The sequence below is a fragment of the Serratia sp. 506_PEND genome (genome assembly GCF_001076875.1).
GTDB lineage: Bacteria > Pseudomonadota > Gammaproteobacteria > Enterobacterales > Enterobacteriaceae > Serratia > Serratia marcescens.
In genome coordinates this window covers 1-9,098 of record NZ_JVEL01000171.1, presented here as the reverse complement: position 1 = coordinate 9,098, position 9,098 = coordinate 1, and the positions used below count along the sequence as shown (strand labels likewise).

General features: G+C 60.9%; 5 protein-coding genes and 1 pseudogene. 5 read left to right on the top strand and 1 reads right to left on the bottom strand.

Annotation, left to right across the window (positions count from 1 at the left end; genetic code table 11):
* Positions 1-1,108: serine endoprotease DegP (gene degP, locus ADK28_RS04220; protein WP_048794974.1), on the top strand; the 1,108-nt coding region annotated here is incomplete at its 5' end.
* Positions 1,109-1,174: 66 nt separating this feature from the next.
* Here the strand turns inward: degP and barA are convergent.
* Positions 1,175-3,901 (bottom strand): two-component sensor histidine kinase BarA, encoded by a 2,727-nt coding sequence (gene barA, locus ADK28_RS04215; protein ID WP_033641271.1) that lies wholly within the window; start codon positions 3,899-3,901, stop codon positions 1,175-1,177.
* Positions 3,902-3,967: 66 nt separating this feature from the next.
* Here barA and rlmD point away from each other — a divergent pair, with 66 nt between their 5' ends.
* From rlmD to pyrG, 4 genes and pseudogenes are all read left to right on the top strand, one after another.
* A complete protein-coding gene (gene rlmD, locus ADK28_RS04210) occupies positions 3,968-5,317 on the top strand; it encodes a 23S rRNA (uracil(1939)-C(5))-methyltransferase RlmD (RefSeq protein ID WP_016929065.1) in 1,350 nt (449 codons plus the stop codon).
* A 9-nt stretch (positions 5,318-5,326) separates the two neighbouring features.
* Positions 5,327-7,558 carry a GTP diphosphokinase gene (gene relA / locus ADK28_RS04205; RefSeq protein WP_004932686.1) on the top strand — a complete coding sequence of 744 codons (2,232 nt, stop codon included), beginning with the start codon at positions 5,327-5,329 and terminating at the stop codon, positions 7,556-7,558.
* Positions 7,559-7,660: 102 nt separating this feature from the next.
* Positions 7,661-8,455, top strand: coding sequence for a nucleoside triphosphate pyrophosphohydrolase (mazG, locus tag ADK28_RS04200; RefSeq protein WP_033641273.1), 795 nt, complete (start codon positions 7,661-7,663; stop codon positions 8,453-8,455).
* A gap of 351 nt (positions 8,456-8,806) precedes the next feature.
* A pseudogene (pyrG, locus tag ADK28_RS29730) lies at positions 8,807-9,098 on the top strand (CTP synthetase); the annotation flags it as partial.

Here is a 9,098-nt window from a genome sequence, read left to right as displayed (position 1 = left end):
GAAATTCCAGGCGCTGGGCGCCGGGGTGGTCATCGATGCCGCCAAGGGCTATGTGGTGACCAATAACCACGTGGTGGATAACGCCAACAAGATCCAGGTGCAGCTGAGTGACGGCCGCCGCTTCGACGCTAAGGTGATCGGCAAGGATCCGCGCTCGGACATCGCCCTGATCCAGCTGAAAGACTTCAAGAATCTGACGGCGATCAAGATGGCGGATTCCGATCAGCTGCGCGTCGGCGATTACACCGTGGCGATCGGCAACCCGTACGGGCTGGGCGAAACCGCCACTTCGGGCATCGTTTCCGCTCTGGGGCGCAGCGGCCTGAACATCGAAAACTACGAAAACTTTATCCAGACCGATGCGGCGATCAACCGCGGCAATTCCGGCGGCGCGCTGGTTAACCTGAACGGCGAGCTGATCGGCATCAACACCGCGATCCTGGCGCCGGACGGCGGCAACATCGGTATCGGCTTCGCCATTCCGAGCAACATGGTGAAAAACCTGACGGCGCAAATGGTCGAGTATGGCCAGGTGAAACGCGGCGAGCTCGGCATCATGGGCACCGAGCTGAACTCTGAGCTGGCCAAGGCGATGAAGGTTGATGCGCAGCGCGGGGCCTTTGTCAGCCAGGTGATGCCGAAGTCTTCCGCCGCGAAGGCGGGCATTAAAGCCGGTGACGTGATCGTCACTATGAACGGCAAGGCCATCTCCAGCTTCGCCTCATTCCGGGCGGAGATCGGCACGCTGCCCGTCGGCAGCAAAATGTCGCTGGGCATTATCCGCGACGGCAAACCGGTGACCATTGATGTCACGCTGGAGCAAAGCGCGCAGACCCAGGTGGCCTCGGGCAATATTTACACCGGCATCGAGGGCGCCGAGCTGAGCAACACCCAGGTCGGCAACCAGAAAGGCGTCAAGGTCGACAGCGTGAAAGCCGGCAGCGCCGCGGCGCGCATCGGCTTGAAAAAAGGCGATGTGATCCTGGGCGTGAACCAACAGCCGATCCAGAACCTGGGCGAGCTGCGTAAGATTCTCGACAGCAAGCCGTCGGTGCTGGCGTTGAATATTCAGCGCGGCGAGAGCCAATTGTACCTGCTGGCGCAGTGATAAACGTCAGGCGCTAAAAGAAAAAGGCACGCTGCGGCGTGCCTTTTTGCGTAACGGCCTGCGAATTCAGGCAGGCTGCGTCAGATGTGCGTGCGCCGCGTGGATCACCAGTTCAATCTCATCCAGCAGCTCCAGCCATTCCGGCTCCAGTTCGTCGTTGGTGACGCCCTGGCGCAGTTGCCGCTCGAGGTAGAAACACAGCTGCTTGAGGCGTGGCACGCCGCTGTAGCTGCAACTGCCGTGCAGCTTATGGACCAGATCGAGGATTTCGTCGTCATGCTGGCCGTCGAGCAGCGCCTGCACCCGTTCGCGCACCTGCGGCAAGAAATCGAGCAGCATTTGCAGCAGATCGCGCGCCAGATCCGGTTTATTGGCCGCCTGACGCAACGCCAGCGGCCAGTCGAGCGACAGCGGCGCGTCGTCGGCGACGGCGTTTTCCATTTCGCCACTGTGATAGCGCGACAGCACGCGGGTCAGCATTTTCTCGTCGATCGGCTTGGCCAGGTAGTCGTCCATCCCGGCCTGCAACAGGTGCTCGCGCTCGCCGCTGGCTGCATGGGCGGTGACGGCGACGATCGGCGTGGAGTTGTGATGCGGCAGTTGGCGGATCAACTCGCTGGCGTGAATGCCGTCCATCTTCGGCATTTGAATGTCCATCAGGATCAGATCCAGCACGTTGTCGCGCGCCAGCGCCAGCGCTTCCTCGCCGCTCTCGCACAACAGGGTTTTTTCTACCTGTTCCCCCAACAACGTGCCGATCAGCTTCAGGTTAGCCGGGTTGTCGTCAACCGCCATCACCGTCAGCGGCAGGCGTTTACGCTCAGGCTGCGCGGTGAGGCGTGCCGGCGCCTCCATCCGGAGCATCGGGAACAGTCGGGTGCTGGTGATCGGCTTGATCAGGCAGCCGAGCGCGCCTTGTTGTTTAAGCAGCTCGGCATCGATCTGCGCCTGGCACGGCAGCGCCAGAATGACCCGATCGGCCAGCTTCAGCGAGGCCAGCAATTTGTCCTCGTGCTGCGCCATGTTGTCGCGGAACGGGATCGGCACGCCGGCCAGCAGGAAATCATAGTGGCTTGGCGGCAACTGGCCCAGCGTCGGCGAGTGGGTGATCACCAGTTGCGTGACGCTGAGCATGTTGAGCGTCGCCTGCGCCGCCGTCGGGTTGGACTCGATATAGGCCAGCGTTTTGCCGTTCAGATCCGGCAGGCTCGGCGCCAGCGACAGCATGCCCTCGTTCAGATCCAGCGTGATGTGGAACCAGAAGGTCGAGCCGCGGTTCAACTGGCTGTGGAAGCAGATATCGCCCCCCATCTCTTTCACCAGTTTTTGCGTGATCACCAGCCCCAGCCCGGTGCCGCCGTGGCGGCGGGAGATGCTGGCGTCCGCCTGGCGGAATGCCTGGAACAGCTGCGACTGCTGGCGTTCGGAGATGCCGATGCCGGTATCGTGGATCTGCACTTCCACTTCCACCCGGCGATCCAGCTGTTTGCGCAGCTCGACGCGAATGTCGATATTGCCGGTTTCGGTGAACTTGATGGCGTTGCCCAGCAGGTTGGTGATGATTTGCTGCAGGCGAAGCGAGTCGCCGATCACCTGCTCCGGCACGTCGTTGTGCACATCCAGCGTCAGCTCCAGGCCCTTGTCGTGGGCGCTGGGCGCCAGCAGCACCACCACTTCGTCCAGCGTTTCACGCAGGGCGAACGGAATATGCTCCAGCACCAGCTTGCCGGCCTCCAGCTTGGAGAAATCCAGCACGTCGTTGATGATGGTCAGCAGGTTGTTGGCCGAGCGCTCGATGGTCTGCAAATAGTCGGTCTGGGTTGCGCTCAGATCGGTTTTCAGCATCTGGCGGGTGAAGCCGATCACGCCGTTGAGCGGAGTACGCAGCTCATGCGACATGTTGGCCAGGAATTCGGACTTGATGCGCGCCGCCTCCTGCGCGCGTTTTTTCGCCAGATCCAGCTCGACGTTCTGGATCTCCATCTGCTCCAGCGTTTCGCGCAGGTCTGACGTGGCCTGATCGATGTTCTGCTGCATCTCTTCGTGATAGGCGGTAAGCGACATCGCCATCGAGTTGATGCCGTTTTTCAGCATGTGCAGCTCGCCGAGCATGTAGCCTTCCACGCGGCTGTCGAGCTGGCCGCGGCGGATGCGGTCGACGGTGTTCACCATATTGCGGATCGGGCCGGTCACGTCGCGCATCAGCCGGTAAGCGAACAGGATGGCGATGCACATGCACAGCAGCAGCAGCAAGGTGGAGACGAAGACCTCTTTATACTGCTGCAGCCGCACCGACTGCAGATCCAGCTCGATCGCCACATAGCCCAGGTTGTTGTCGGGATGGCTGCCGCCGTCGGCGGTTTCATCCGGATACTGGCTTTCCGACAGGATCGGCGTGCGCAGGATCAGCGAATCGCCGCGTCGGGTGAGCATCAGCTCGGTGGGCAACGGCACGCCTTTCGGCAACTGCAACTGAGCGAAGTTGTGGTGATAATTTGAGGTGACGAACAGGTTGTTCTGCGCATCAAACACGGTGATCGAACGCACGATGTCCGAATGGCGGCGGTGCAAAAGGCTGACCAACTGCCTGACCGATTCGCGGCTGCGGAACGTCATGCCGTACTCGCTGGCCACCGCCAGCGGCTCGATAATGCTGGCGCCGGCGTCGACCAGTTGCTCCTGCAGCTCGTTATAGCGGTGCACCACGAAGAAGGTGCTGAGCAGCAAACCAATCAGCAAGGTCGGGGCCAGAATCAGGATCATCATGCGCGCACGCAGGCTGTATTTGGTCATGGGATTCCAATGTGGGAGAATTGACAGCTGACACTAGCTTAATGAACCAGCACACAATCGACAAATATGGCGCAATTCTACTCTCCCAAACGCCGCGTGACGACCCGGCAGAGCTCACAAATCTTCACCGTGACGGTGAGCGATCTCGATCCTTTTGGCCAGGGCGTGGCGCGCCACGACGGCAAAGCGGTGTTCGTGCCGGGCGTATTGCCGGGCGAGCAGGCGGAAATCCAGTTGACCGAAGACAAGCGCCAGTTCGCCAAAGGCAAGCTCAAACGCCTGCTGAGCCGCAGCCCGCAGCGGGTAGAACCGCGCTGCCCGCATTTTGGCGTGTGCGGCGGCTGCCAGCAGCAACATGCGGATGAGGCGCTGCAACAGCAGAGCAAGGCGGCGGCGCTGGTGCGCATGATCGCCCGCGAAACCGGCGTAACCCCGCAACAGGAACCGGTGATCGCCGGCCCGGAATACGGCTATCGCCGCCGCGCCCGCCTGAGCCTGGCATGGCAGCCGAAGCTGCAGCGCCTGATGATGGGCTTTCGCCAGGCGGCCTCCAGCGAGCTGGTGGCGGTGGAGCACTGCCCGGTGCTGCGGCCGGAGCTGGAACAGCTGCTGGCGCCGGTGCGCGCCTGCCTGAGCGGGCTGCAGGCGGTGCGGCGGCTGGGGCATGTGGAGCTGGTGCTGGCGGATAACGGCCCGCTGCTGGTGCTGCGCCATCTCGACGCGCTGAAAGAGGCGGATCGGCAGGCGCTGTTGGCGTTTGGCGAGCGGGAAAAGGTCGCCGTTTATCTGGCGCCGGACAGCGATCGGGTGGAAAAACTGTGCGGTGAAACGCCGTATTATCAGGTTGACGGGCTACGCTTAGACTTCAGTCCGCGCGACTTTATTCAGGTCAATGACGCCGTAAACCAACAAATGGTGGCGCAGGCCCTTGAATGGCTCGATATTCAACCCAATGATCGGGTGCTGGACCTGTTCTGCGGCATGGGCAACTTCACCCTGCCGCTGGCGCGCCGCGCCGCCGCGGTGGTGGGCATCGAAGGTGTTGCCACGCTGGTAGCGAATGGGCAATATAATGCACATAAGAATAAGCTGAATAATGCGTCGTTCTTCCATGAGAATCTGGAGGACAACGTTGCGCGGCAACCTTGGGCAGCACAAGGGTTTGATAAGGTGATGCTGGATCCCGCCCGCGCCGGTGCGGCCGGGGTGATGTCACACATTGTAAAACTGGCGCCGGCGCGGGTGGTGTATGTTTCCTGTAACCCCACCACGCTGGCTCGCGACAGCAACGTGCTGTTGAACGCCGGTTATCGTCTTGCGCGCGTGCGGATGTTGGATATGTTTCCGCACACGGGGCATCTTGAATCAATGGCGCTGTTTATCAACGAGCGTGCGCCAGAGGTCGCTGCAAAGTAGGGAGAAGTTATGGTTGCGGTAAGAAGTGCACATCTGAATACGGCGGGTGAGTTCGCTCTCGATGAGTGGATCGCCGGCTTGGGGCTACCTAACCCGCAGTCATGTGAGCGATTGGCCGCAACCTGGCGTTATTGTGAGCAGCAGACCCAAAACCATCCCGACGCCTCGCTGCTGCTGTGGCGCGGCCTGGAGATGGTGGAAATTCTCTCGACGCTGAGCATGGACAATGACAGCATGCGCGCCGCGCTGCTGTTCCCGCTGGTGGACGCCGGCATCGTGCAGGAAGAGACCCTGACCGAAGCGTTCGGCAAGGGGATCGTCGCGCTGGTGCACGGCGTGCGCGATATGGACGCCATTCGCCAACTGAAAGCCACCCAAAACGACTCGATGGCCTCCGAACAGGTCGACAACGTGCGCCGCATGCTGTTGGCGATGGTGGAGGATTTCCGCTGCGTGGTCATCAAGCTGGCGGAGCGCATCGCCCACCTGCGTGAGGTGAAAGACGCGCCGGAAGACGAACGTGTGCTGGCGGCGAAAGAGTGTTCCAACATCTACGCCCCGCTGGCCAACCGGCTCGGCATCGGCCAGCTGAAGTGGGAGCTGGAGGATTTCTGCTTCCGCTACCTGCATCCGGAAGAATACAAGCGCATCGCCAAGCTGTTGCATGAGCGCCGCATCGATCGCGAACAGTTCATTGACGATTTCGTCGCCGGGCTGCGCGCAGAAATGGCCAACGAAGGCATTCGGGTGGAGATCTACGGCCGGCCGAAACACATCTACAGCATCTGGCGCAAGATGCAGAAAAAACACCTGGCGTTCGACGAACTGTTCGACGTGCGCGCGGTGCGCATCGTGGCGGAGCGCCTGCAGGATTGCTACGCGGCGTTGGGCATCGTGCATACCCACTTCCGCCATTTGCCGGATGAGTTCGACGACTACGTCGCCAACCCGAAACCCAACGGCTACCAGTCGATCCACACCGTGGTGCTGGGGCCGCGCGGCAAGACCGTCGAGATTCAGATCCGCACCCGGCAAATGCACGAAGACGCCGAGCTGGGCGTGGCCGCGCACTGGAAGTACAAAGAGGGCGCGGGCGTGACCGTGCGCTCCGGCTACGAAGAACGCATCGCCTGGCTGCGCAAGCTCATCGCCTGGCAGGAAGAAATGGCGGACTCCGGCGAGATGCTCGACGAGGTGCGTAGCCAAGTGTTCGACGATCGGGTCTATGTATTTACCCCGAAAGGCGACGTGGTGGATCTGCCGGCCGGCTCCACGCCGCTCGATTTCGCCTACCACATTCACAGCGACGTCGGTCACCGCTGTATCGGCGCCAAGATCGGCGGCCGCATCGTGCCGTTTACCTATCAGCTGAAGATGGGCGATCAGATTGAGATCATCACCCAGAAACAGCCGAACCCGAGCCGTGACTGGCTGAACCCGAACCTGGGATATGTCACCACCAGCCGCGGGCGCTCGAAGATCCACAACTGGTTCCGCAAGCAGGATCGCGACAAGAACATTCTCGCCGGCCGCCAGATGCTGGACAACGAACTGGAACACCTCGGCATCAGCCTGAAAGAGGCCGAAAAGCTGCTGATCCCGCGCTACAACATGAACTCGCTGGACGAGGTGTTGGCGGCGATCGGCGGCGGGGACATTCGCCTGAACCAGATGGTGAATTACCTGCAGGGCAAGTTCAACAAACCGAGCGCCGAAGAGCAGGATCGCGAGGCATTGCGCCAGCTGGTGCAGCAGAAAGCGCCGCCGCCGGCCCGCAACAAGGACAACGGCCGCGTGGTGGTGGAGGGCGTGGGCAACCTGATGCACCACATCGCCCGCTGCTGCCAGCCGATCCCGGGCGACGATATCGTCGGCTTTATCACCCAGGGGCGCGGTATTTCGATCCACCGTGCGGACTGCGATCAGCTGGTCGATTTGCAATCGCACGCGCCGGAGCGCATCGTCGATGCGGTATGGGGCGAAAGCTACTCCAGCGGTTATTCGCTGGTGGTGCGCGTGATGGCCAACGATCGCAGCGGGCTGCTGCGCGACATTACCACCATTTTGGCCAACGAAAAGGTCAACGTGCTGGGCGTCGCCAGCCGCAGCGACACCAAGAAACAGTTGGCCACCATCGACATGGATATCGAAATCTACAACCAGCAGGTGCTGAGCCGGGTGCTGGCGAAGCTGAACCAGCTGCCGGACGTGATAGACGCCAAGCGTCTGCACGGCAACTAAGCCCACATCGCCTTTCGGGCCGTATGCGCCATCGATACGGCCCGAGATCCATGAATTCGGTGGGCGCTCCCATGCGCCCTCATTCTTTCTCAGAGATTTTTTATGACCCAATCCACTCCGCTGCAGCGCCTGCTGAACATCATGAAAACGCTGCGCGATCCGCAGGTCGGTTGCTCATGGGACCGCAAGCAAACTTTCGCCACCATCGCGCCCTACACGCTGGAAGAGACTTACGAAGTGCTGGACGCCATCGAGCGGCAGGACTACGCCGATCTGCGCGACGAACTGGGTGATTTGCTGTTCCAGGTGGTGTTCTATGCCCAGATGGGGCAGGAGCAGGGGCTGTTCGATTTCGATGAGGTGTGCACCGCCATCAGCGACAAGCTGGAGCGCCGTCACCCGCATATCTTCGGCGACGCCGAGGCGGGAGACAGCGAAGCTGTGGCGGCGCGCTGGGAGCAGTTGAAGGCCGGCGAGCGCGCAGAAAAAGCGCTGCACTCGGTGCTGGACGACATTCCGCAGGCGCTGCCGGCGTTGATGAAGGCGCACAAGATCCAAAAACGCTGCGCCTCGGTCGGCTTCGACTGGAACACTCTGGGGCCGGTGCTGGACAAAGTGTATGAAGAGATCGACGAAGTGATGCACGAAGCCCGCCAGGCGGTGGTCGATGAGAGCAAGCTGGAAGAGGAGATCGGCGATCTGCTGTTCGCCACGGTGAACCTGTCGCGCCATTTGGGGCATAAGGCGGAGAATGCGCTGCAGGCGGCGAACCGCAAGTTCGAACGTCGCTTCCGCCAGGTGGAAGCGATCGTCCAGCAACGCGGGCTGCGGCTTGAAGACGCCACGCTGGAGCAGATGGAAGACGCCTGGCAGCAGGTGAAGCGCCAGGAAAGTTGAATCGCTGCGACGACAATGTTGATCGCAAACAAGGTTCACTCAGGCTGAAACGGTTAAGCTTACGGTCAGGTCACAGGCGCAGGGCTGCCGTCGGCAGCAAAAGGCCAACAAACTGAAATCTAAGGCGTTTTATCGCTCGAGAGGGGCGGTAAAAAGAAATTTTCTCCGCTAACTCTTTGTATTTCCTGGAGGGTTTAGGCGGCGCCGGCGGAGTAAACCCTGATGAACACGGGAGGGCGGCCGAGATGATGGACAGCAAAACGATCGTTTGTAGGTCAGGAGAGGTTCGGGTATACTACTTTCCCGTCCTGGTTCTTCCATCGTCTTTAAACCTAAACTCTCAGGTTCAGCATGACAACTAATTATATTTTTGTGACCGGCGGGGTCGTATCCTCTCTGGGTAAAGGCATTGCCGCAGCCTCTCTGGCGGCTATTCTTGAAGCCCGTGGCCTCAACGTTACCATCATGAAACTGGACCCGTACATCAACGTGGATCCGGGCACCATGAGCCCGATTCAGCATGGGGAAGTTTTCGTCACCGAAGACGGCGCAGAAACCGATCTGGATTTGGGTCACTACGAGCGCTTCATCCGCACCAAAATGTCGCGTCGCAACAACTTCACCACCGGCCGCATCTACTCCG